The 20522-nt window shown below is 57.7% G+C and carries 18 protein-coding genes and 2 tRNA genes; 6 read left to right on the plus strand and 14 right to left on the minus strand.

The features are described 5' to 3' along the window. Positions 1-10 precede the first annotated feature (10 nt). The 5 genes from dut to OCV64_RS10965 all read right to left on the minus strand — a co-directional run bounded on the left by dut (position 11) and on the right by OCV64_RS10965 (position 5351). Positions 11-460 carry a dUTP diphosphatase gene (gene dut, locus OCV64_RS10945; RefSeq protein WP_186853376.1) on the minus strand — a complete coding sequence of 150 codons (450 nt, stop codon included), beginning with the start codon at positions 458-460 and terminating at the stop codon, positions 11-13. Between the two features lie 24 nt (positions 461-484). Next, entirely contained in the window at positions 485-1744 is a 1260-nt protein-coding gene (locus tag OCV64_RS10950; protein ID WP_262670007.1) for an acyl-CoA reductase, read from the minus strand. Then, positions 1741-2865, minus strand: coding sequence for a LuxE/PaaK family acyltransferase (locus tag OCV64_RS10955; protein WP_262670008.1), 1125 nt, complete (start codon positions 2863-2865; stop codon positions 1741-1743). Before OCV64_RS10955 ends, OCV64_RS10950 begins: the two co-directional genes overlap by 4 nt. A 21-nt stretch (positions 2866-2886) precedes the next feature. Then, positions 2887-4971, minus strand: coding sequence for a U32 family peptidase (locus OCV64_RS10960; RefSeq protein ID WP_262670009.1), 2085 nt, complete (start codon positions 4969-4971; stop codon positions 2887-2889). A gap of 68 nt (positions 4972-5039) precedes the next feature. After that, the gene (locus OCV64_RS10965; RefSeq protein ID WP_147573465.1) at positions 5040-5351 is read right to left on the minus strand and encodes a cell division protein ZapA; all 312 of its coding nucleotides are present in this window, start codon (positions 5349-5351) and stop codon (positions 5040-5042) included. 413 nt (positions 5352-5764) lie between these two features. On the opposite strand from OCV64_RS10965, the gene OCV64_RS10970 reads away from it, so the two are divergent. From OCV64_RS10970 to OCV64_RS10985, 4 genes are all read left to right on the plus strand, one after another. Beyond that, the gene (locus OCV64_RS10970) at positions 5765-6703 is read left to right on the plus strand and encodes a DnaD domain protein (protein WP_147573464.1); all 939 of its coding nucleotides are present in this window, start codon (positions 5765-5767) and stop codon (positions 6701-6703) included. 4 nt (positions 6704-6707) lie between these two features. Then, positions 6708-7712, plus strand: coding sequence for an ATP-binding protein (locus OCV64_RS10975; RefSeq protein ID WP_262670010.1), 1005 nt, complete (start codon positions 6708-6710; stop codon positions 7710-7712). Between the two features lie 59 nt (positions 7713-7771). Further along, entirely contained in the window at positions 7772-7942 is a 171-nt protein-coding gene (locus tag OCV64_RS10980) for a hypothetical protein (RefSeq protein WP_262670011.1), read from the plus strand. A 132-nt stretch (positions 7943-8074) separates the two neighbouring features. Then, the gene (locus OCV64_RS10985; RefSeq protein WP_147573462.1) at positions 8075-8503 is read left to right on the plus strand and encodes a CBS domain-containing protein; all 429 of its coding nucleotides are present in this window, start codon (positions 8075-8077) and stop codon (positions 8501-8503) included. 129 nt (positions 8504-8632) lie between these two features. Here the strand turns inward: OCV64_RS10985 and OCV64_RS10990 are convergent, their stop codons facing one another. The 3 genes from OCV64_RS10990 to prfB form a co-directional block, all read right to left on the minus strand. Next, positions 8633-9625: a 4-hydroxy-2-oxovalerate aldolase gene (locus tag OCV64_RS10990; RefSeq protein ID WP_240286582.1), complete on the minus strand. Its 993-nt coding sequence runs from the start codon at positions 9623-9625 to the stop codon at positions 8633-8635. 257 nt (positions 9626-9882) lie between these two features. Further along, positions 9883-10560, minus strand: coding sequence for a TIGR00266 family protein (locus OCV64_RS10995; protein WP_240286584.1), 678 nt, complete (start codon positions 10558-10560; stop codon positions 9883-9885). A gap of 112 nt (positions 10561-10672) precedes the next feature. After that, on the minus strand, positions 10673-11794 hold the full coding sequence (gene prfB / locus OCV64_RS11000) for a peptide chain release factor 2 (RefSeq protein ID WP_186853368.1): 1122 nt from the start codon (positions 11792-11794) through the stop codon (positions 10673-10675). Positions 11795-12283: 489 nt separating this feature from the next. Here prfB and OCV64_RS11005 point away from each other — a divergent pair. Together OCV64_RS11005 and OCV64_RS11010 are read left to right on the plus strand one after the other, a co-directional pair. Beyond that, positions 12284-12370, plus strand: a tRNA-Leu gene (locus OCV64_RS11005). Positions 12371-12373: 3 nt separating this feature from the next. Continuing rightward, positions 12374-12449: transfer RNA gene (locus OCV64_RS11010), tRNA-Met, on the plus strand. Positions 12450-12581: 132 nt separating this feature from the next. Here the strand turns inward: OCV64_RS11010 and OCV64_RS11015 are convergent. The 6 genes from OCV64_RS11015 to OCV64_RS11040 form a co-directional block, all read right to left on the minus strand. Beyond that, on the minus strand, positions 12582-13733 hold the full coding sequence (locus OCV64_RS11015) for a tyrosine-type recombinase/integrase (RefSeq protein ID WP_262670012.1): 1152 nt from the start codon (positions 13731-13733) through the stop codon (positions 12582-12584). 1026 nt (positions 13734-14759) lie between these two features. Next, positions 14760-16049 carry an aminotransferase class I/II-fold pyridoxal phosphate-dependent enzyme gene (locus tag OCV64_RS11020; protein ID WP_262670013.1) on the minus strand — a complete coding sequence of 430 codons (1290 nt, stop codon included), beginning with the start codon at positions 16047-16049 and terminating at the stop codon, positions 14760-14762. 45 nt (positions 16050-16094) lie between these two features. Further along, positions 16095-17033, minus strand: coding sequence for a LysR family transcriptional regulator (locus OCV64_RS11025; protein WP_262670014.1), 939 nt, complete (start codon positions 17031-17033; stop codon positions 16095-16097). A 35-nt stretch (positions 17034-17068) separates the two neighbouring features. After that, positions 17069-18103 carry an asparaginase gene (locus tag OCV64_RS11030; protein WP_262670015.1) on the minus strand — a complete coding sequence of 345 codons (1035 nt, stop codon included), beginning with the start codon at positions 18101-18103 and terminating at the stop codon, positions 17069-17071. A gap of 70 nt (positions 18104-18173) precedes the next feature. Then, positions 18174-19205, minus strand: coding sequence for an NAD/NADP-dependent octopine/nopaline dehydrogenase family protein (locus tag OCV64_RS11035; protein ID WP_262670016.1), 1032 nt, complete (start codon positions 19203-19205; stop codon positions 18174-18176). A gap of 82 nt (positions 19206-19287) precedes the next feature. Next, on the minus strand, positions 19288-20502 hold the full coding sequence (locus OCV64_RS11040) for a M24 family metallopeptidase (RefSeq protein ID WP_262670017.1): 1215 nt from the start codon (positions 20500-20502) through the stop codon (positions 19288-19290). Positions 20503-20522: the final 20 nt, after the last annotated feature.

Consider the following 20522-nt stretch of genomic DNA (forward strand, 5'->3'; position numbering starts at 1 on the left):
TGTTTGTCGCTTATTTTCCGGTAGAGCCGAAGCCGCCGGCGCCCCGCTGGGTGTCGTCCAGCTCATCCACGATCTTCAGCTCGGCCTGGACTACCGGGGTGACCATCAGCTGGGCGATGCGCTCGCCGGGCTGAATGGTAAAGTCCGTGTCCCCGGAATTTTGCAGGCCCACCAGGATCTCTCCCCGGTAGTCGCTGTCGATGACGCCCACACAGTTGGCGGGGGCGATGCCATGTTTGATGCCCAGCCCGCTCCGGGCAAAGACCAGCGCCACATAGTCCGGCGAGGGCAGGGCGATGGCGATGCCAGTTGGGATGACCTTCCGGCCGCCGGCAGGAATGACCACCGCCTCCTCCATACAGGCGTGCAGGTCCATGGCCGCCGATCCGGGGGTGGCGTAGAAGGGCAGGGGGATGTCGCTCCCAATTTTAGGGGAAACTGCTTTGATCTTCAACTCCATAATTGTAAACTCCTAATCCTTTTTCTATTCGATATCCACGATGCGCACATACCGGCGCAGGGGGTGCTCCCCGTCATGTCCCGCCCCTTGAAATGGGGCGGACATAGTGCCGGCGGCGGTGATTCGGGTCAGTCCCGCCCGGACCAGAAGGGCGGTCAGCTCCTCCCGCTCCTCCGGGGGGCAGAGCAGTCCGGCGGTCTGAAGCCTTCCCTTCTGCCGCCGAAGGACAGAAAAAAGCTGGGAACGGGGCAGCCGTTTTACCAGTATGTTTCCATGGAGAGGCGACAGCTCCAACTCCTGGTCGGGACAAAGGGTGACCGAGCAGCCCCGCCCCAGAAAGACCTGGGCCCCAGTGTTTCTCACCGTCTGCTCCAAAAAATGCTCATACCCGTGGAGGGTGGCCTGGGCCGCCTGTCCGGGGGTCGGGTGACAGGCGGCGGCCGCGCGCTCCAGGATAGGCAGGAAGCTATGGCAGAACGCCCTGCCATCATCCAGGCTGTCGGTGTCCAGATAAATCACCTGGCAGGAGGAGCACAGCAGCCCCCCGGTGGACAGGATATGGCGGGCCAGGGCATACCATTCCTCCTCCGGCGGACGGCCAGATACATAGGCGAAACTGAGCCGGTGGCTCCACTCAATCAGCTTGCAGCCGGCGGGAGCCATGCTCCGGGCGGCCCGGACAGCCTCATCCCCGCCCCAGGTGACGATGCCGTCCGCCAGGCTGGCCAGGACCTCCAGGGAGGTCCGGTCGGCAGAGGGGATGGAAAAGACATAGAGGTAGGGGGCCAGATCGGGCTTGGTGTCTGTCAGCAGCTTGAGCAGAGCCAGGGACAAGCCCGTATCTCCAGAAGGCAGCTTCAGCAGGTTGACGTTTCCGGTCAACAGGCCCTCCAGGGCGCTGAAGGCGGGAAGGCCCTCCATGTTGCCGGCGGCAATGTGGAGCAGGGTGCCCAGGGGCAGGACCACAGAGCGGCCAAAGGGCCGGGGGCGCTCCCCTGTCCAGAGACCGTCCAGCTCTACGGCCAGTTTATAGCGCAGGCTCTCCGGCTGGAGCGTGTGGCGGTACCTCCCCAGAGTATCCAGAAGCTGTGGGGTGGCAAACCGGGACAGGAGATGGTCCAGCTCTCCCTGATCCAGCCGGTCCAGTAGCGTAGCGCAGGCGTCCACAACGGCCTCCGTTTCCAGAGGGGAGGCGCTTCGGGTGTGGTTAATCTCCGCCTCCAGACCGGAGAGCACCTTTGGCAGGTCGCTGTCCGGGAGAAGGGCTCCATTGGCAAGAATCACGGCATCTCCCCCTTCCCAAGCAGTTCCGCGGCTCCGGCGGCGCAGGTCTGGATCTCCGCCAGCCCCACCCGGCCCAGGATGGTCAGATAGGGGGAGCGGAGGCCGCAGCCACATTCCTCCCCCGGCGTGAGATAGCCCAGATCATCCGTCATGACGCTGGTAGCCGGGGTAGCCCGGAGGAGGGGAGAGATCAGGTTGATCAGCCCCACCTTCCCCATGGGCAGGGGCTCCAATGTATTTACATCCCGAATGATGACACGGGAGTAGACGGGGATGTGGAAGTGGTGCTCTTTGCAGGCGTTGAAAAAGATGGGGTGCTCTACCGCCCCGAAAAACTCATTGATATTCGCCTCTTGGATGCCCAGTATCCGACCGGCCAGGCCATAGAGGACAGGCTTTTCCACCTGCTGGGCGTAGTGCTGTTTCCAGCCTCCGGCCAGGAGGATGCGGGAGCCCTTCGGCAGCTGCGCCCGCAGGCCCAGCTCCTCCATCCGCTTCAGACCGAACCAGAGGTAGGAGGGAAAACCGATGATCCGGGTGGGAAACCGGGAACTGCCCAGCTTTTCCAGGGCCTTCGCCACATGGTCCAGGTCGGGGACATAGCCGCCGTCCCCATAGCGCAGGGCGTAGGTCCGGCTGATGGGAGGGGCAAACCAGGTCAGGCCGAACATGGTGCGGGTGACACCTGTTTTATTCTGGCGGTGGGGCTGATAGCCCAGGATCACATTGTGAGCGGGCCTGGGAGAGATCAGGCCGTGCCGCCAGCCCAGGCGAAGGACCATGGGCACCTCCGCCAGGAGACAGCCCCAGTCAAAGCCCACCTGGCTGAACCTGCCGCTGGTGCCGGAGGAGGTGACCCGCATGGCCATTCGCCACCGGGGCATGGAAAAGACGGCGTGCCGCTTGTAAAACAGGGTAGGCAGGACGGGGAGCCGGGCCAGGTCAACTATGGTCTGTATCTGCTCTGGAGAGAAGCCGATGTGGTCCGCAATGGCCCGGTACTCCGGGCAGCGGGCCATATGGAAGGCGCAGTTATCCCGCACCGCCCGAAGAAAGTCCGGGTCGGAGCCCTCCAGGTCATAGGGCTGGTGGAGCCAAAACAGGCGCTGTCGGCTGAACACGGCGTTTCCCCCTAGTCTCTGTTACTCCACGTCTCGGTAGTAGAGTCCCCGAGTATACTCATTTGGCTGGTATGACCCCTGTCCCAGATAGCGTTCCAATACCTGGGCGCACTCCATGGCGTTTTCCGTGGTAAACATCAGCCGGGCCGCCCACAGGCCCAGGCGGCCATAGTCCTGGGTCCGGTCAGCCAAAAACAGCTTTTTGGAGTTCAAGATCTCGTTGCGGCAGCCATAGGCTTGGACCACCGGGAACCGCTCCCCCTTCCGGTCGGTGAGCAGGTTCATGTTGGAGCAGGTGTGCTGGCCGGAATGGTTGTGGATAATGCAGTTTTCTGTAATCATCAAAGGTAGGCGGCCATAGGCGATGAGCTCCGTGGGAATAGCCTTAGACAGGTCCCGAATCTGGGCCAGCTTCAGCTCGAAGGAGGCGGTAGCGGAGATGAGTCCCAGCCGCTTCAGCTCTTTCATGGTCTGGCTGTTATATACCCCAAGGCCGTAGTCTCCCCGGACCGAAAAGCCCAGATGGGCAGCCCGGCGGACAGCGCCCAGTGTGCCGGCCAGGACCTGGTCTACTCCAATGCGGCGCAGGGCAGCCAAATCTTCCTCCAGGGCCAAAGTTTCCCGGTCGCTGTACACACGGGGCATAAGGGCTGCCACGGGGACGCCGGCCTCTTGGCACCGCTTCACCACCTCCGGGTGGGCAGCGCCCTGGTCGGCGGGTAAGTAGATCAGAGCAGGGGCCAGCCGCAGCAGCTCTCCACTGATCTGAGCCGCCTCCCGGACAGAAATTGTGTATACAGGCGTCCCCCTGGGATTCTCATACCGCACACCCGGCCGGAAGGGCTCCACCCTCCTCTGGGGCAGGGCCTGCCGCTGGACGGACAGATCCTCCAGGGCCCGGCGGCGCAGGTCATTCAGGGCGGACAGGGGAAGGGATAGGCCCTCCTCTACTTTGGCGGTCACCTTCTGACAGGAGTAGGGGGTGCCTCCAGTGCGGGACAGCTGGCCCTCCACCTTTTCCCGTGTCAGGGGCACGTTTCGAGCCGCCTCGGGCACCGGCCCCTCCCCATGGACCATCCGGCCCTCCTTGTCCTCCACGGCGATCCGGGCTGGCTGGCCGGCCTGGATCATGGCGTATATTTTCACCGGCTCCTTCCGGTTCTCGCCGTTTTCATAGGTGGCCCGGGCCTGGGCATAGAGCTCCTTGGGCTCCTTTCCCTCCTGGCGCGTACCAAACATTTCGGGGCCCTTTTGACCCATGAAGTAGCTGTCCGTAAAGCCCTGGCGGGAAAAGACCTGCTCCAGGGCATCCAGCTCCGCCTGGGTGGGGGAGCGGCCCTCCTTCAGAGCTCTGGCGTACACACCGGTGACCACGGCCACATACTCCGGCCGCTTCATCCGGCCCTCCAACTTCAGGCAGGCCACCCCCATGTCCTGAAGCTCCTTCAGGTGGCTCGCCAGGGACATATCCTTTAGAGAGAGAGGGTACTCGTCCGCCCGGCCGTTCCAGCCATACTTCAGCCGGCAGGGCTGGGCGCACAGACCACGGTTGCCGCTCCGCCCCCCAATGACCGAGGAGAAATAACACTGGCCGGAGTAACACATACACAGCGCCCCGTGACCAAACACCTCGATCTCGATAGGGGAGTTCTGGCAGATATAGGCGATCTGGTCCCGGTTCAGCTCCCGGGACAGCACCACCCGGCTGATGCCCAGGTCAGCGCACTGCTTTACCCCGTCCAAAGAGTGGACGGTCATCTGGGTGGAGCCATGGAGGGGCAGGTCCGGGACGGTCTGCCTTAGCATACGCAGCACCCCCAGGTCCTGTACAATGACCGCGTCCACGCCGATGCGACTGGCGTGAGCGGCAACCTCCGCCGCCCCCGGCAACTCCCGGTCAGTAAGCAGGGTGTTCAGAGTTAGATGTACCTTGCAGCCCCGGAGATGGCAATAAGAAACCGCCGCCGCGGCCTCTTCCTCAGAAAAATTCTTGGCGTTGCGGCGGGCGTTGAAATCTCCATATCCAAAATAGACGGCGTCGGCGCCGTTCTGGACAGCGGCCGTTACCGCCTCCATAGAGCCGGCCGGCGCGAGCAGTTCCAACATGGGATACCTCCTGGAAAATCAAAGGCACGGGACGGACACGCGGCAAAAGTCGTGTCCGCCTCCGGCGGTTATTTGCGGGTCTGAAGCTTGAAGATCTCCCGCTTGGCCTCAGACAGCTCCATCTTCAGCCGGCTGGCCTCCTCCAGATTCTCCTTGATCTGGCGGCGGAGATTCTCGGCGGCATCCTGTTCCTTGAAGTACAGGTCGGCCATATTCATGGCGGCCAGCACGGCGGCCGTCTCCTTGGGCAGCTTGTTGCTCATGATATCACGCAGCTGGCTGTCCACATAGTCAGCGCACTTGCGGACATAGGCCTCGTCCTCTACCGCCACCATGGTATACTCCTGTCCCGCGATGGTCACTACCACTTTGTTCTTCATCGGAGCTCCTCCCCTTCTTCTATCTTTTGTATGCCAAATGGGCATACGAATCCAACTTACTCATCATTATACCACAGAAGGGAACATTTGAAAAACAAATAATCCATGAATTTTTCCAAGAAGCGCCGACCCGCGGCGAACAGCGGGGATGGACCGGAGCGAGGGCGCGAAACCGAAGCCGCATAAGCGGCTGTTTCCAGCCCGAGACGGAGGGAAGCCACGCGTCGTGAGCCGGGGAGGCGTGACAACCAGAAGCGCCGACCCATAGCGAACAGCGGGGATGGACCGGAGGCCTCCGCAATTTCCTGTTTACGCCGGGCGGTTTTTGCGGTAAAATGAAGAAACACAGCCACGGTCCCTCCGCCCTGCCTCGGGTCGGGAGCGGGACCGTTTTTAGAAAGGAGGGCGGTAGTATGGCCCAAACATTGCTGCCCGGAAGCGTCCTGGCCATGACAGACCAGGCGGCCGACCGGCTGTTGAGACTGGACAGCGGCGATGCCGCCCTGCTCTATCTCCATTTTCTGCGCCACGGGGATCTGTCCCATCTGACCTGGTCCCAGCAGCGTCTGGACACAGCTCTGGACCAGTTAAAAAAGCTGGGTATGGCACCGGAGCAGCCCCCCGTCTCCGCCCCCCCTGTCCCGGAAGCTCCTCCCCCGGAGTATTCCTTAGAGGATATTACCGCCGCCCTGAAAGAAAATACATCCACCTTTCCCGCCCTGTGCGACGAGGTGGAGCGGCGGCTGGGCAAAAAGCTGTCCGCCAACGACCTGCGGTCTTTGTACACACTCTATGACCATCTGGCTCTGCCTGCCGAGGTTGTTTTGATGCTGGTGGGCTGGTGTACCGAGGAGATGGAACGAAAATACGGGCCGGGACGGCGGCCCTTCCTGTCCCAGATCAAAAAGGAGGGCTTTGTCTGGGCCCGCCAGGGCATCGACACGATGGAGCGGGCCGAGGCCCATCTCCAGCGCCTGACCCACCTCCGGGGCCGGGAGGCCCAGGTGCTCCGGCTGCTGGACATCCCGCCGCACCCCTTGGTGTCCCAGGAGCGGACTTATATCGCCGCCTGGGACGATATGGGCTTTGACGACGAGGCCCTGCGGATGGCGTATGAAAAGACGGTGCTGAAGAAGCAGTCTATGGATTGGGGCTATATGAACGGTATTCTCCGCCGCTGGCACCAGAAAGGCCTCCACACCGCCGCCGCCATCCAGGCGGGCGACCGGGACCCCAGGCCCCTGCGGGCTGGCCAGCCGCCTCAGGGGGCTCCGGCGGACCAGGAGAAGCGGACACGGGAAAACATGGAGCGGATGCGCCGTATGCTGGACCAGATGAAGAAGGAAGGGTGAACCTATGGCATATGATCCCAATGTGCTTCGCCGGGCTGTGGACCGGCTGGAAGGGGAGCGGCACCGAAGAAGGGTGGAGCTGGACCGGCTGCGGGACAGAGCCTACGGCCGGGAACCTCGCCTGGCCCAGTTGGACCGGCAGCTTCAGGGGACCATGGCCCAGTTGGTCGCCGCCACCCTGCGCCAGGGAGGGAACCCCGCCCAGGCGGTACGGACGGTAAAGGAAAAAAATCTGGACCTGCAGCAGGAGCGGGCTGTCCTGCTGGGCGCTATGGGACTGCCCGCCGATGCCCTGGAGGACAAGCCTGCCTGTCCTCTGTGCGGAGACACCGGCTGGAGGGGAGCTCAGATGTGCGATTGCCTGAAGCGGTTGTGTGCCCAGGAGCAGATCCGGGAGCTGTCCAAGCTGCTGGACCTAGGGGAGCAGTCCTTCGACTCCTTCCGCATCGACTATTACAGTCAGACTCCCTGGCCGAACCGGGGGATCTCCCCCCGGGAAAACATGGAGCTGATCTACGAGGTCTGTCTGAACTATGCGCAGAAGTTCGGCAGGTTCCACTACAAAAATCTGTTCCTCTCCGGCGCTCCGGGGCTGGGCAAGACCTTTTTGTCCGCCTGTATCGCCCGTACGGTGTCAGAGGGGGGACGCTCTGTGGTCTACGATACCGCGGGAAATATCTTTGCCCAGTTCGAAGCCAAGAAGTTCCTCCGGGACAGCCAGGACGGCCAGGAGGCCAGGGATGAGACCCGCCGCTATCTCAACTGCGACCTGCTGATCTTAGACGATCTGGGCAGCGAATTGACTACCCAGTTTACCCAGTCTGCTCTCTATGAGCTCATCAACTCCCGGCTGGTGGCGGGGCTGCACACAGTTATCTCCTCCAACCTGACCATGGAGGAGGCGGCCCGGCGATACTCACCCCAGATCGCCTCCCGCCTGGATGGGGAGTATCACCTGCTGGAGTTTTTCGGTGACGACATCCGCCTGTTGAAGAAAGGTAGACTGTAATACCCTGAATTTCGAAACGGTTTCCATAGAGAAAAAGTGATGGAAGATAGGCGGTTATCATGCGTTTCAGAAGGTCGCTGCTGCTGGTTATGGCGCTGATCGTGGGCGGCGGACTGGGCGCTGTGCTGCCGCCCAAGTTTGAACCGGTCAAGATTATTTTGTTTTTTGCCATATGCTCTGTGCTGGGTGAGGTATTTTACCGAATCGACCAGAGAATATCCAAAAAGTGATCTCTGTCCGTAGGAATGAGGGCGGCCGATTTGTCATTCGGGAGATAAATAGGATTCAGGAGACAGAATAAAAAACCGCCTTTCCGGACAAACTGGTGCAAGACCAATTTTTACCGGAAAGGCGGTTTTTACATGGAAGTAAGAGAACTGATGAATCCCAGCGTGGTCACCATCGAGCCAACCTCCTCGGCCTCCCTGGCCGCCCGGCTCATCAGCCGGCACAATGTAGGCTCACTTCCGGTCTGCTCCAGCGACGGCCGGCTGCGCGGAATGGTGACGGACCGGGATATCGTCCTGCGCTGCATCGCCGCGGAGGAGGACCCGGCCCAGACCATGGTCCGGGATATTATGACCCGGAACTGTGCCACAGTAGCTCCGGGAGATGACTGCCGGGAGGCCACCCGGCTCATGTCCACCCAGCAGGTCCGTCGGCTTCCTGTTGTTGAAAAAGGCAAGCTGGTAGGCGTCATCTCCCTGGCGGATCTGGCCCGCAGCCACCGCTTCGACATGGAGGCGTCCCAGGCTCTGTGTGAGATATCGGAGAATATAGTGGTGCGGTAAAAGCGGTAAAAAATGTGCGTCCATGTTCAGCATGGACGCACATTTTTTAAACGTTCTTTGGATATAAATGTATCTCCTCTAGGGAGCGGAAATCGTCCGGATTTGAAGCGAATATAGGACTGTTGGAAATCAGACCAGATCCGCGGCAATCTGGCGGATCAGTTCCTCGCTGGGGGCCTTCTGATCCCGCTTAGATACTTCTACGATCAGTTGATACAGAGGCACGCCCATTTCATCGGCAATGTTCTGAAAACGCTTGGTAAAGCTGGAGTGGCAGCCCGCCAGACCCAGGATCAGGTCAAAGGGCTTAACTGCCACGTGGTAGTTGTATTCCTCCATGGCAGGGATTAACTCACCGTCCAGGAAGGCCAGCAGCTTGTAGAGGTCAATGTCCTTAAAATAACCCAGCCGTTGGAAAGTGGCTACCAGAAGTTCAGTGGCGCAGTTGCCGGCGCTGCGGGCCATGCCCAGCAGGCCGCAGTCAAAGACGGTGGCCCCGGCCTCAGCGGCGGCGATGGCGTTGGCTACGGACAGTCCCAGATTATTGTGGCCGTGGAATGCTACAGGGATATCCACAGCAGCGACCAGCTCTTTGGTATAGGCCTCTGTCTCATGGGGCATCATGGTACCGGCAGAGTCCATGATAGTGATCTCATCCAGTCCGCAGTCAGCTAGCATCTTGGCTTCCTCTGCCAACTCCTTGGGGGACAGGACATAGGCCTTCATCAAAGAGTAACGGCACTTCATGCCGGCAGCCTTTACCCGCCGGATTCCCTCGCAGGCTCCTGCTCCGTCGCCGGCGTTAGCGCCGATGCGGAGAAATTTCAACCCATATCTGGCAGCCAGATTCACATTGGGCTGGGTGGCGTTCTTATAGCCCAGAAACATACCGATTTCAGCCTGGGACAGATAAGGCTGTATCAGCTGGAGATACTCCTCGTCTGTGCAGGGGGCAATAGAACCATTGGCCTCATATGCGCCCAGACCCAAACAGTTTCCCATTTCGATGGTGGTGATACCCGCGGCGATCATTCCCTCGATCATCATTTTGGTCAGCCGGGCATCGAAGCCCTTGCCTACCACATTGGCCCCATCTCGCAGGGTGCAATCCATTACTAACATAGCGCTGCTCCTTTATTGTTTGTACATTTTTTGTAGACAAATCATAGATCAGGACATAGGATTTCTGGACAAGACCTCACCATCCTTTGAATGGACCCCAGTGCCATGCGGATCAAAGCTTCTTGACCGCTGGTCACTGCATGGGACGCCATACTCACATTTTCTATCAGAAGTGGGACGATGTCAAGAGGGGGCGGTACACAGGGCCTGAAAGGGAAAAAGATTCCGGGAGATACACCTGACAGGGCAAAACGATTCTATCCCTTGGTGGGCAGCACCGAGGAGATAGCCCCGGCAAAGGCGCTGATGGGCATGGTTTGGAGCGTGATGTGCCCCGGACCGGTGACAACGGTGTTGAACAACCCCTCACCGCCAAAGATCATATTTTTGACTCCTTTTACGGATTGGATGTCAATGGAACAACTGGTGTCCATAACAGCGAGATTTCCTGTATCTACAATCAGTTGCTGTCCGGCCGCCAGATCGTATTCCACACCATAGCCGTCGATCTCCAAAAAGACGGTTCCGCGGCCAGAAAGTTTCTGCATAATAAAGCCTTCGCCGCCGAAAAAGCCGGCCCCTAACTTCTTTTGAAAAAAGACGGAGAGCTCCACCCCATCGGTGGCCGCCAAAAAGGCAGATTTCTGGACCACGATGGGCCGATCCGGAGTAATCTCCACAGCCCGGATAGCGCCTGGAAAGCTAGACGCAAAAGCAATCGTCCCCGGACCGCCCTGGGCTGTATAGATGTTCTGAAAGATGGATTCTCCTGAGAACATCCGACCAAAGGCTTTTCCCAGGCCTCCTGCCGAGGTCTGCATCTCCATATTAGGGCTCATCCAAACCATAGAGCCTTTTTCGGTGATCATACTTTCCCCCGCGCTCAGTTCACAGATAACTACCGGGGTGGGCTCACCCTTGATCTCGTATTTCATAGTATCCCGCCTTTCTTTTTATTGGTGGTACCTCCAGTATATCAGAAGCGGGAAGCTGATACAACCAGGATATAAAAAAGCGGCCTGCCAGAGAGCTCCGGCAGGCTGCTTATTATTTGGTGGCCCAGTTACCTGTGGCCTCCGCCGTGAGATAGGCATTGATAAAGCCATCCAGATCGCCGTCCATTACGGCGTTGATGTTGCTGGTCTCATAGGCGGTGCGGTTGTCCTTCACCATCTGGTAGGGCATGAAGACGTAGGAGCGGATCTGACTGCCCCACTCTATCTTCAGCTGGACGCCTTTTAGATCGGAAATCTTCTCCGCCTTCTCCTGCATCTGCAGTTCCACCAGCTTGGCCCGGAGCATCTTCATACAGTTGTCCTTGTTCTGGAATTGGGAGCGTTCCTGCTGGGAAGCTACCACCACGCCAGTTGGCTTGTGAATGAGACGGACTGCGGAGGAGGTCTTGTTGACGTGCTGGCCGCCGGCGCCGCTGGCCCGGTAGACCTGCATCTCAATGTCCTCAGGGCGGATTTCAATCTCCACATCCTCGGGCAGGTCGGGCATGACCTCCACGGAGGCAAAGGAGGTCTGCCGCCGGGCATTAGCGTCAAAGGGGGACACCCGCACCAACCGGTGAACGCCGTGTTCTCCTCTGAGGTAGCCATAGGCGTTGCTCCCCTCAATCATGATAGTGGCCGATTTGATGCCGGCCTCGTCCCCTTCCTGGTAATCCATGATCTGATAGGTGAAGCCGTGGCGCTCGGTCCAGCGGGTGTACATCCGGTAAAGCATCTGTGCCCAGTCCTGGGCCTCAGTCCCGCCGGCGCCGGGATGAATGGTCAGGATCACGTTGGAGCGGTCGTACTCGCCGGTGAGCAGCGTCTCCAAACGGGCCGTCTCCATATCGGCCTCCAGATGGGCGAAGCCATCCTCGAGCTCCGGGATAAGGGATTCGTCCTCAAATTCGTTGCCCATCTCGCACAGGGCCATCAGGTCGTCCCACTGACTCTGGCGCTTTTTCTGGCTGTCCACCTTGTCCTGCAGGTTCTTGATCCGCTGCTGGACCTTCTGGGCCTTGGCCAGGTTGTCCCAAAAGCCGTCGGCGGCAGACTCAGCCTGGAGCATATCCAGCTCGCGCTCGGCCCCATCCAGATCAAGGGCCTGAGCCAGCTCCTTCAGGGCGGGGAGCAGGTTATTCAGCTTGACTTTATATTCATCAAATTGGAGCATGCGGTCCTCAACTCTCTCTCGTAAACTCCCGGAATAGCCGGGGACAAGTTGGTTTTAGGCCCAATTATTATATATGAGCTGGAAACAAAAGTAAAGGAAAACCTGCCCTCGCCCAGAAAGGAATCAATGAGGGCCGTTCCAGACGTGAACGGCCCCCTAACGATCACTGGCCAGCCAGCCCTCTCCGCGGAAGATTAGATCATCCAAATCGTCCTTGGGGGCGGAACGCTCAGGCAGCTCTAAAATAGGGGTCTTGTGTTCATCCATAATTGGTTCCTCCAGTTATGTCTCTCCCCAGTTCATCAGCAGATGGCGGGGAGAAGGGATATACATATCAGTATATGCGGGCCCTGTGGGGATATGTGTCCGTTTTTGTACATCCAGCCGAGGGGAACTATGGGGAAAAGAAAAGATATTTTTTGACTTGACATAGTCCATTTCATATGGTAAACTATTCTAGCCTTCAAAAGAAGATCGGAAGCCACCCATGCCGGAGTGGCGGAATTGGCAGACGCCCGGGACTTAAAATCCCGTGGGAGCGATCCCGTGCCGGTTCGATCCCGGTCTCCGGCACCATATCGCGGGATAGAGCAGTTGGTAGCTCGTCGGGCTCATAACCCGGAGGTCGGAGGTTCAAGTCCTCCTCCCGCAACCAGAAATCCGCTGGAATCACCTGATTCCAGCGGATTATTTTTGTTTTTGGCAACTTTTTTGAGGGGTTTATTTCGGACTTTCAAATCTGACCCAGATTCTGACCCATACGGGGATTTTTCTGGACTGGACAGGGCTATAAACTGCCGGAGAGGATGCTTTCCATGGCCTCCGCCGCCTGCCGCTGCGCCGCCGTGGTCACGTGGGCATAGGTATCCAGGGTAAATCCGGCACTGTAGTGCCCCAGCATGCCAGAGACGGTTTTTATGTCCACCCCGTTCTGCAGGGCCAGAGTAGCGAAGGTGTGCCTCAGATCATGGAATCTAACTCTTGGAAGTCCCGCCCGCTTCAGCACCCGGTGGAGCATGTGGAGCACGCTGTCTGGAGACATGGGGCCGCCCGTGGGGCCGGGAAACACCCAAGGGCTTGACCCGACTTTCTTTTTCTGTTGATTCAGAACGTCTACCGTATCCCTTGCCAAGGGCAGGGTGCGGTAGGCGTTTTTTGTTTTCAGAGGTGCCTCCACTACCTCGCCATTGATTCGTGCTATTTGCCGTTTAACCCGGAGACCGCCCCGTTCCAGATCAAGGTCCTCCCACTTCAGGCCGAGCAATTCACCTCTCCGCAATCCGGTGGCCAGCTCTACGTAGTAGAGCTCGAATACACCGCTTTCCTTCGCCTCCCGCAGGAAGGACGCCAGCTGCTCCACCGGGAGAGTTTTCATCTCTTTGTGCTCGACCTTGGGCAGGGCGCAGCCCTCTGTGGGATCTGCAGCGATGAGCCTCTGCTCCCTGGCCAGCTTCATCGCCGAGGCGATGATCTGGTGGAGATTCCGTACGGTCTTAGGGCTCAGGCCCTTACTCTGTTTCTTGCTCTCAATTCGGTCCACTCGGCCGCTGCTCAGCAGCTTTTTGTAGAACTTCTGTAACTCCAGAGAGGTGAGCTTGCACAGTGGGATTTTTCCGATGCTGGGCTTAATGTGGTTGTCGATGTAACCCCGGTAGGTCTGGTGGGAGGAGGGACGAACCTTCACCTTGGCGTAATTTTCGAACCATACGTCCATCCACTCTCCCACGGTGTACTGCTTTGCCTTTACCGGGTCGACCTGCTTGGCTTCCTCAATGGCCTGCTTCAGCTTGGCTCTGGCCTCCGCCTGGGTCCGGCCCAGGACGTTCCGATAGATGGCCTTTCCCGTCTCCGGGTCGTGTCCGGCGGTGTACCGGCCCTCCCAGCGGCCGTCCTTGCGCTTGCGGAGGTTGCCCTCCCCGTTGGCTCTGCGCTTTGCCATGTTGTATCGCCTCCTTTGCAACGACACAACATACCACAGAAAACAGAAATAGCCAGGGGCACGGCGCAGAGTTATCAAACAATTCACATTTCTTGGTTTCTGTCCTTTTTTTGTTGAGCATCGCATTTTCCGGCTCCAGGGAGAGCCTCTATCTTTGTTTCATGCGGTGCAATTTTTGAGGGGGCGTCCAGTCTGAAAAGGGTGTCTCTCGTAGCGGAGAAGACTCGTGTGACCCCTGTTTTTTCGTTGCGACAGTAGCCTCTTGGGAATCGTGACCGCAAACGTAATCCCCGCCTGCTGTTTTTGACCCCACTTTTGATACACCGGAAACTCCCCGTAACTGCCCGCACTGCGGGCAGATGTGACTGGCCGGAGGCGCCAACGGCGACCCCGGCCTTTATCCTGCTATATTTTTCGTCCTCCGAAAAGGGGCCGGGAGGGAGAAAACCCCCGGTCCAAAACGGCCGGGAACAACGGCCCACGTTGGCCTGGGCTTGTCTGGGAGGGGTAGGGACTCTGCCCCTCCCGTAATCGAGGCACACAACGGTGCACACGGCCAAACAGGGGCTGTTCTCGTATTTGTTCTCACTCCATTTGACGCAAGGTGATTTCTCTTTGTCAACAGCATCGCAATCCCGGTGATCGACAGAGCCGCTTTTCTTCTCTCTGTCTTCGGCCCCTGGCCGCAAAGTGGGTCCGGGCTTCTGCCCGGAAACCGCGTTGGCTGCCGCTCGCGGCAAGCCAGACGCTCTGCTTGCCCCACCCAAAGGTGGGTAAAATCGTCCCACCGCTTGGTACGGACAACGGTCGTAGGTGATATTCTGCATGGATGTGAGCTGGCCATTGATTTGTTTTTGTTCCAGAATTAAACGCCCCATTCTCAACGAAATGTCCGAGGTCGGATGGATGTTCATGAGGGTGAAAATTCACTCCCAGAGAAATATGTAGAACTCTATAAGGGCCATTCATTGATTCTGCAGGCAGCTATTTTGCAGGAGGAAAATCTTTACATCATGAGATACTGCCTCATATTGCATCAAGTGCGGTCCTGCGGTATTGCTGCTCTAAGGTCGCTAGCTTTAGGCAGGTACAGAATGCTTTCGCCGCCAAACGTACTTCTTCCAAGGGGGGATAAGAGGGGGCAATCCGAATGTGACGGTCATTCGGGTCATGGCCATAGGGGTATGTAGCGCCTGCATCCGTTAAGATAAGACCAATTTCCCGACACAGCTCTACGGTACGCTTTGCACAGCCCGGTTTTGTGTATAGACCGATGAAATATCCACCCTTCGGCCGAGTCCAGGAGGCAAGATCATGCGGGGCAAGCTGCTGTTCAAACTCCTCTAGAAATGCTTCAAATTTGGGACGAAGGATCTCGCCGTGCTGCCGCATCAGGGACAGAGTATGGTCCCGATCCTGTAAAAAGTGGACTTGACGCAGTTGATTGACCTTGTCATAGCTGATCATCTGGGGTTCCATCAGCTGAGTAAAATAATGGATGTTGTTCTCGCTGGCGGCCATAACTGCCATTCCCGCTCCAGGTAGTGTAATCTTAGAGGTAGAAGCAAATTCAACGACCAGGTCCGGATTCCCCTTCTGGGCACACAGATGTAAAATTTCCGGAATTGGCTGGGCATCTCCTTGGAGAGCAAGGATCAGGTATGCGTTGTCCCACATCACCACAAAATCAGGGGCAGCTGGCCGAAGGGATGCGATCTCCTCGATGACCTGATTGGAATATATGATGCCATCTGGGTTAGAGTATTTTGGGACACACCATATACCCTTGACCGTTGGATCGGATGCCCACTGCCGCACAGCGTTCATATCAGGTCCCTCGTCTGTCATGGGAATGGGGACCAACTTCATGCCAAAGGCTTGTGTGATTCGGAAGTGCCGGTCATATCCCGGCGCGGGACACAGGAACTTGACCGCTTCTAGCTGTCCCCATGGCTTTTCGCTGTGAAGTAATCCATGGCTCCATGCCTTGGCAATCAGGTCGTACATCATGGTCAGGCTGGAGCTTCCCCCAACAAAACACTGAGAGGGATCCACCTCCAGCAACTCCGCCCAATAGCGTCTGGCACTGGGCATCCCCTGGATTTCTCCATAGTTGCGGGCGTCTATGCCGTCTTCTATACATTGGTCAAAATCCAGAATAGAAAATGACCCACGTGATAATTCCAGTTGTTCCTTTGATGGTTTTCCTCGTGCTATATTCAGAGACAGGCCTTTTTTCTTCCAGCATAAAAATTCTTCCATTGTTTGGTGGTACGATTCTCCCAACTCTTCAGGAGACAGCTGTACAGTATTCATGGGATCCCTCCATTTTATTCGATTATTTATGGATATTGAGATTCCTTATAGCATGTTTGGAAGCTCCTGGCCAAGCTCCTGGACCAGCTCAATCAATTTTTGTGTGCCATAGGACATATATTTTTGTGTCAAATAGCTGACGTAGATCTGATCGCTGTAGTCCAGAGGGAAGAGCAACAGTTCTCCCTTCTGCAGTATCTGAGTCTGCAGGTAGGGGTATAGAAACACCTTGGGACACACCAAGATGCCCATTCCCTTCATACACAGGCCTAAGACAATATTGATGTTGCGGGACTCTACGATCACGTTGGGGATCATGTGGACCCGGGCGCAACAATGTTGGAAGATGGAACCCACATACAGGTCCCTTTGAATGGACAGGAAGGGGCAGGGCTCCAGATCTTTTAGGGTTACCCGCTCCGGGGCCTGAACAAGCTGACCCCAGCGCTGGGGTAGGTAATCCTTTAAAATCGTCTTAGGGGCCAGGATTACATATTCCTCCTTCCAGGCCTTTTGAGCCGTAATCTGGAGCGGGTCCTTGGGCGCGAACCCGATGATCAAATCCGCTTTTCCTTCATGAAGGGCCTGCTCCAGCTGTGCGGAGCTCGCCTCCAGCAGATGAATCTTTAAATTTGGGTATTCCGCCTGAAAGCGGGGCAGCAAAATGGGAAGATAGATCGCGCCGCGCCCCTGAGTGATTCCAAGTGTGAGCTCACTGCTCTTGCAGTCCTTGATGTCCTGCAGCTCACGCTTCAGGTCGTCCAGAGAGATCTGAAACTGCTTGGCATAGCGCAGCAGGCACAGGCCCGCAGGGGTCAGTGTCATGGGAGGTGTGCGGTCAAACAGCTCTACCCCCAGACTGTCCTCCAGACGTGCAATGTGATTGCTGAGAGACTGCTGGGCGATATACAGCCTCTTCGCGGCACGTGTAAAATTCATCTCCTCTGCCGCCACCAAAAAATACTCTAAATTCAAAAGATTCATCCATCCCACCCGCCTGCTTTCTAAGGATGAAAGAATTATATGACCCTCGCTCCATCCTTGTCAATCGGCGGAAAATTTGTGCCAAGTTCCCCACAAAAATCGTGAAACAATAGCTGCTCGATTTCCTCGGGTGCCTGAGTCTGAGCCAGGATCCACATGAGCTTTGTGAGCAGTGCCTCCTTGGAAATGACAGAGGAGCACAGGGCACCGTGCTCCAGGGCGGCCTGCCCTGCCTCATATACCGTCATGTCACACCGCCCGCGGCTACACTGGGTGGTCACTACCACCAGGATCCCCCGCCGGTGCAGCTGGGTGATGCGCTCCAGCAGGCCGTTCTCTCCCGACGGAATCCCACCCAGTCCAAAGCCTTCCAGCACCACGATGGGATAGTGTCCAAGGGTGGCCAGCTCTAAGAGCGCGCCGTCCATTCCTGGCGTGATTTTCAAAAACAGCACCCTGCTGTCCAGACTACGCCGCCAGGTCAGGCTGGTTCGGACATCACGGCGGGGCGGCGCGGTGATTTGCAGCGCCCCATGGCGGATACGCCCCACCGGGGTGCCGCCGCAGCTCTCAAAGGCGTGAAGTTCGCTGGTGCTCACCTTGCTGACACAGCATCCGTTGAATACCGTGCCGTCAAATGTCAGAAGCACTCCGCCAAGATCGCATCGGCAGGCGGTGCAGATGGCGTCGGCTAGGTTGCGCGGGGCGTCGCTCTCCGGCTGCCCCACCGGGTGCTGTGATCCGGTAAATACTACGGGGATCCCGATCCCAAGCGTCATAAAGCTGACCGCAGAGGCGGAGTAGGCCATAGTGTCGGTCCCGTGGAGGACCACGATCCCGTCATATTTCAGCCAATGATCAAAGATCGCGTCAGCGATGGAGAGCCAATCTCGCGGCTCCATATTGGTGCTGTCCTTGTTTAAAAGGGGCTGCACCCTCAGACGCGCATACTCGCGCACCTGAGGCACATACTCCAGCAACGCCTCGCCGCTGAGCGTGGGGGTGTAGCCGTTTGCTCCCTCAGTGCAGGCGATCGTCCCCCCTGTGGTCAGCAATAGGATGTTCTTCACAGCGCTTCCTCCTTTCCCTGCTGCCTGAGCGATCCCCTCCCAGGTGAGATATGCGGTATTGGTCCGGCCTTTACAGGATCTCGGCCATATCCACATCGAACTCCGGTCCATCCATCTCTGCGTGCTCCCCCAGCAGATAGCGATAGGCCTCCACCATCAGATCGATGCGGGGGGTGGGTACCCCATACTTTTTTCCTAAGCGGCTCACAGCCAAATAGCCATAGGGCACGTCCTCCGTTAAGAAGCGGTGATAGGGGGTCTTGGGGAGCTTGACCGATTTCAAACTGGGATTATTGAGGCCCAGGTCCTTGATGTTGTCATAGTTCACGTTCCAGGCCGCGTTCATCAGCTCCAAAATTGTTTTGGGCTCACCGCCGATGGCCTTGGTAACAGCGCAGCGCTCTGCATCCGCCGCCATAGTGAAGTCCAGCAGAATCGGCGGGAGGCACTCCCCGTAGAACTGGGCGTCCTCGCCGTTGGCCATCCGGGTAATATTGAACAGGCAGAAGGGGACATGTACAGGCGGATTCGTGTTGTTCATGGAGGTGTCCAACACATTCTTTACAGGATAAAATTCCGGGAAGGCCTGCTTCAGCTCCTCCACCACCGCAGGAGCCGCCGTGCCTGGGATAGTGGCAAAGCTCATGCTCTTCTTCGAGGGCTTCATCATTGTGGTGGCGGGGTAGGTCAGGGTGGGAGAGGCGGCCATGTTTCCGCTGGTCTCCCCGATGATTACATGCTTGGCCTTCACCTCATCCCGTAGCACGCTGTAGAACTCATAGGCACCCCAATTTCCAGTAAAGATCACGATCCGCTGGCCCTCCTGCAGGTGGCCCCTCAGCAGCTGGGCCATGGGCTTGTGCCCCTTCGAGGTGGTGGTCACCACCAGAAATTTGGCCCCGTCCACCGCCTGTGCGATGTCCGTTGTGGCCTGCACCTTAAAGTTTCCTTCCAGCGCGCCGGACACGGTAATGCCGTGTTCGTTCGCAGCGCGTGCTTTTTCCGCATCTCTGGTAAAGCCGGTGACCTCATACCCTCGCTGGGTCAGCAGAGCGGCTGTGTTGTGTCCAATTTTTCCAAGACCAAGAACTGCAATTTTCATAGCGCATACCTCTTTTCATAATCAACAACGTTGAAATATCATTCCCCCATCCACCCATGAGGATGGATGGGGGAAGGGGAGTTTAGCGGACCAGCCGTTCCTCCGGAGAGCAGGTCAAAATTTCAATTCCATCCTTTCGAACAACCACAGTGTCCGAGTGACGGGTGGAGCCCCAGCCGGCAAATACCAGGCCGGGCTCTACAGTGACCACCATTCCCTCCTCTAGGACCAGGCTGCTGTCCTTGGAAAGGGAGGGGAACTCGTGAAGGCTCAGACCCAGGCCGTGGCCGATACGCCCGGGCAGATAGTCACCGAAACCCGCCTCGATATATGGTGCAACACCGGCAGCATACACGTCGGATACCGCCACACCGGCCTTCATCATCTGGAACACATTCTGGCGTCCGGCAAGCATCGCGTCATACGCCCTCTCGTACCGCTCCGGGATCTTGCCGATCATAACAGTGCGCTCATTTTCAGAGTGATAGCCGTCAATCGCGGCCCAGCAAACAGGCAAACACACCTCACCCTCCTGAGGGACACGATTGCTTGGGCACTCGCAGCCATAGGGCACCCGGTAGCCGGAGTTGGAATAGCACCACAGGGCAGTGACGATGCCTCCCTCGGTATTGCCGAAACTGCTGATTTCAAACTCGCTGAGCTCCTTTGCCCAGGTCTCCCGCATAGCGATCTCGGCGGCAATGCTCGCCTCGGCCTCGCTCTTGCGAATATTGGCAAGGGCCGCCTCCATGCCCACGTTGGTCAGATAGGAGGACAGACGTAGCAGGTTGATCTCGTACTCGTCTTTGATATTGCGGGAGCGTTTGAGGAAATCAGAGACATCCACCATCTTGGTCGCCTGGGTGATATCCTGCAGCTTCTGATACTGGGACAGGGAGATAAAGTCGCCCTCATAGCCCAGAACCTTCCCCTTCATTCTCAAGTCAGAAACGATGATATCAATGGCGGAGTAGGCGTCGTTGGCTATTGGCTTCTGATTGGCCCACATGCCAAACAGTCTAATATCCTCAATGGCAGCCTCATCTGCGGAGTGGCGGGCGCGAAGGCTATGAACTAGAAGGACCGCATTACCCTCCTGGGGAATGACAACCACAACAGGGTGGCTGTACAAAATGGGGTTAAAGCCAGACAGGAAGAAGGTATTCTGGGGCTTGAAGCAGATGATGCCATCGATTCCCTGCTCAGCCATGGCCTTCTGCATTTTGATGACCTTTTCCCGGTAGAGCTGCTTGCGGTCGTACTGTTTGAGCTGTTCCTTGATTTCATTGATCGTCATAGTGAAAACCTCCTTAATGA

The organism is Muriventricola aceti (genome assembly GCF_025567565.1).
In the GTDB taxonomy this organism is placed as follows: domain Bacteria; phylum Bacillota; class Clostridia; order Oscillospirales; family Oscillospiraceae; genus Lawsonibacter; species Lawsonibacter aceti.

What these genes read in the sequence shown, in the direction of transcription:
- OCV64_RS10975 (WP_262670010.1), top strand. Translation starts at nt 6,708, where the DNA reads ATGGCATATGATCCCAATGTGCTTCGCCGGGCTGTGGACCGGCTGGAA.
- OCV64_RS11040 (WP_262670017.1), bottom strand. Translation starts at nt 20,502, where the DNA reads ATGACGATCAATGAAATCAAGGAACAGCTCAAACAGTACGACCGCAAG.
- dut (WP_186853376.1), bottom strand. Translation starts at nt 460, where the DNA reads ATGGAGTTGAAGATCAAAGCAGTTTCCCCTAAAATTGGGAGCGACATC.
- OCV64_RS10970 (WP_147573464.1), top strand. Translation starts at nt 5,765, where the DNA reads ATGGCCCAAACATTGCTGCCCGGAAGCGTCCTGGCCATGACAGACCAG.
- OCV64_RS10980 (WP_262670011.1), top strand. Translation starts at nt 7,772, where the DNA reads ATGCGTTTCAGAAGGTCGCTGCTGCTGGTTATGGCGCTGATCGTGGGC.
- OCV64_RS11025 (WP_262670014.1), bottom strand. Translation starts at nt 17,033, where the DNA reads ATGAATCTTTTGAATTTAGAGTATTTTTTGGTGGCGGCAGAGGAGATG.
- OCV64_RS10995 (WP_240286584.1), bottom strand. Translation starts at nt 10,560, where the DNA reads ATGAAATACGAGATCAAGGGTGAGCCCACCCCGGTAGTTATCTGTGAA.
- OCV64_RS11020 (WP_262670013.1), bottom strand. Translation starts at nt 16,049, where the DNA reads ATGAATACTGTACAGCTGTCTCCTGAAGAGTTGGGAGAATCGTACCAC.
- OCV64_RS11035 (WP_262670016.1), bottom strand. Translation starts at nt 19,205, where the DNA reads ATGAAAATTGCAGTTCTTGGTCTTGGAAAAATTGGACACAACACAGCC.
- OCV64_RS10965 (WP_147573465.1), bottom strand. Translation starts at nt 5,351, where the DNA reads ATGAAGAACAAAGTGGTAGTGACCATCGCGGGACAGGAGTATACCATG.
- OCV64_RS10960 (WP_262670009.1), bottom strand. Translation starts at nt 4,971, where the DNA reads ATGTTGGAACTGCTCGCGCCGGCCGGCTCTATGGAGGCGGTAACGGCC.
- OCV64_RS11015 (WP_262670012.1), bottom strand. Translation starts at nt 13,733, where the DNA reads ATGGCAAAGCGCAGAGCCAACGGGGAGGGCAACCTCCGCAAGCGCAAG.
- prfB (WP_186853368.1), bottom strand. Translation starts at nt 11,794, where the DNA reads ATGCTCCAATTTGATGAATATAAAGTCAAGCTGAATAACCTGCTCCCC.
- OCV64_RS10985 (WP_147573462.1), top strand. Translation starts at nt 8,075, where the DNA reads ATGGAAGTAAGAGAACTGATGAATCCCAGCGTGGTCACCATCGAGCCA.
- OCV64_RS10990 (WP_240286582.1), bottom strand. Translation starts at nt 9,625, where the DNA reads ATGTTAGTAATGGATTGCACCCTGCGAGATGGGGCCAATGTGGTAGGC.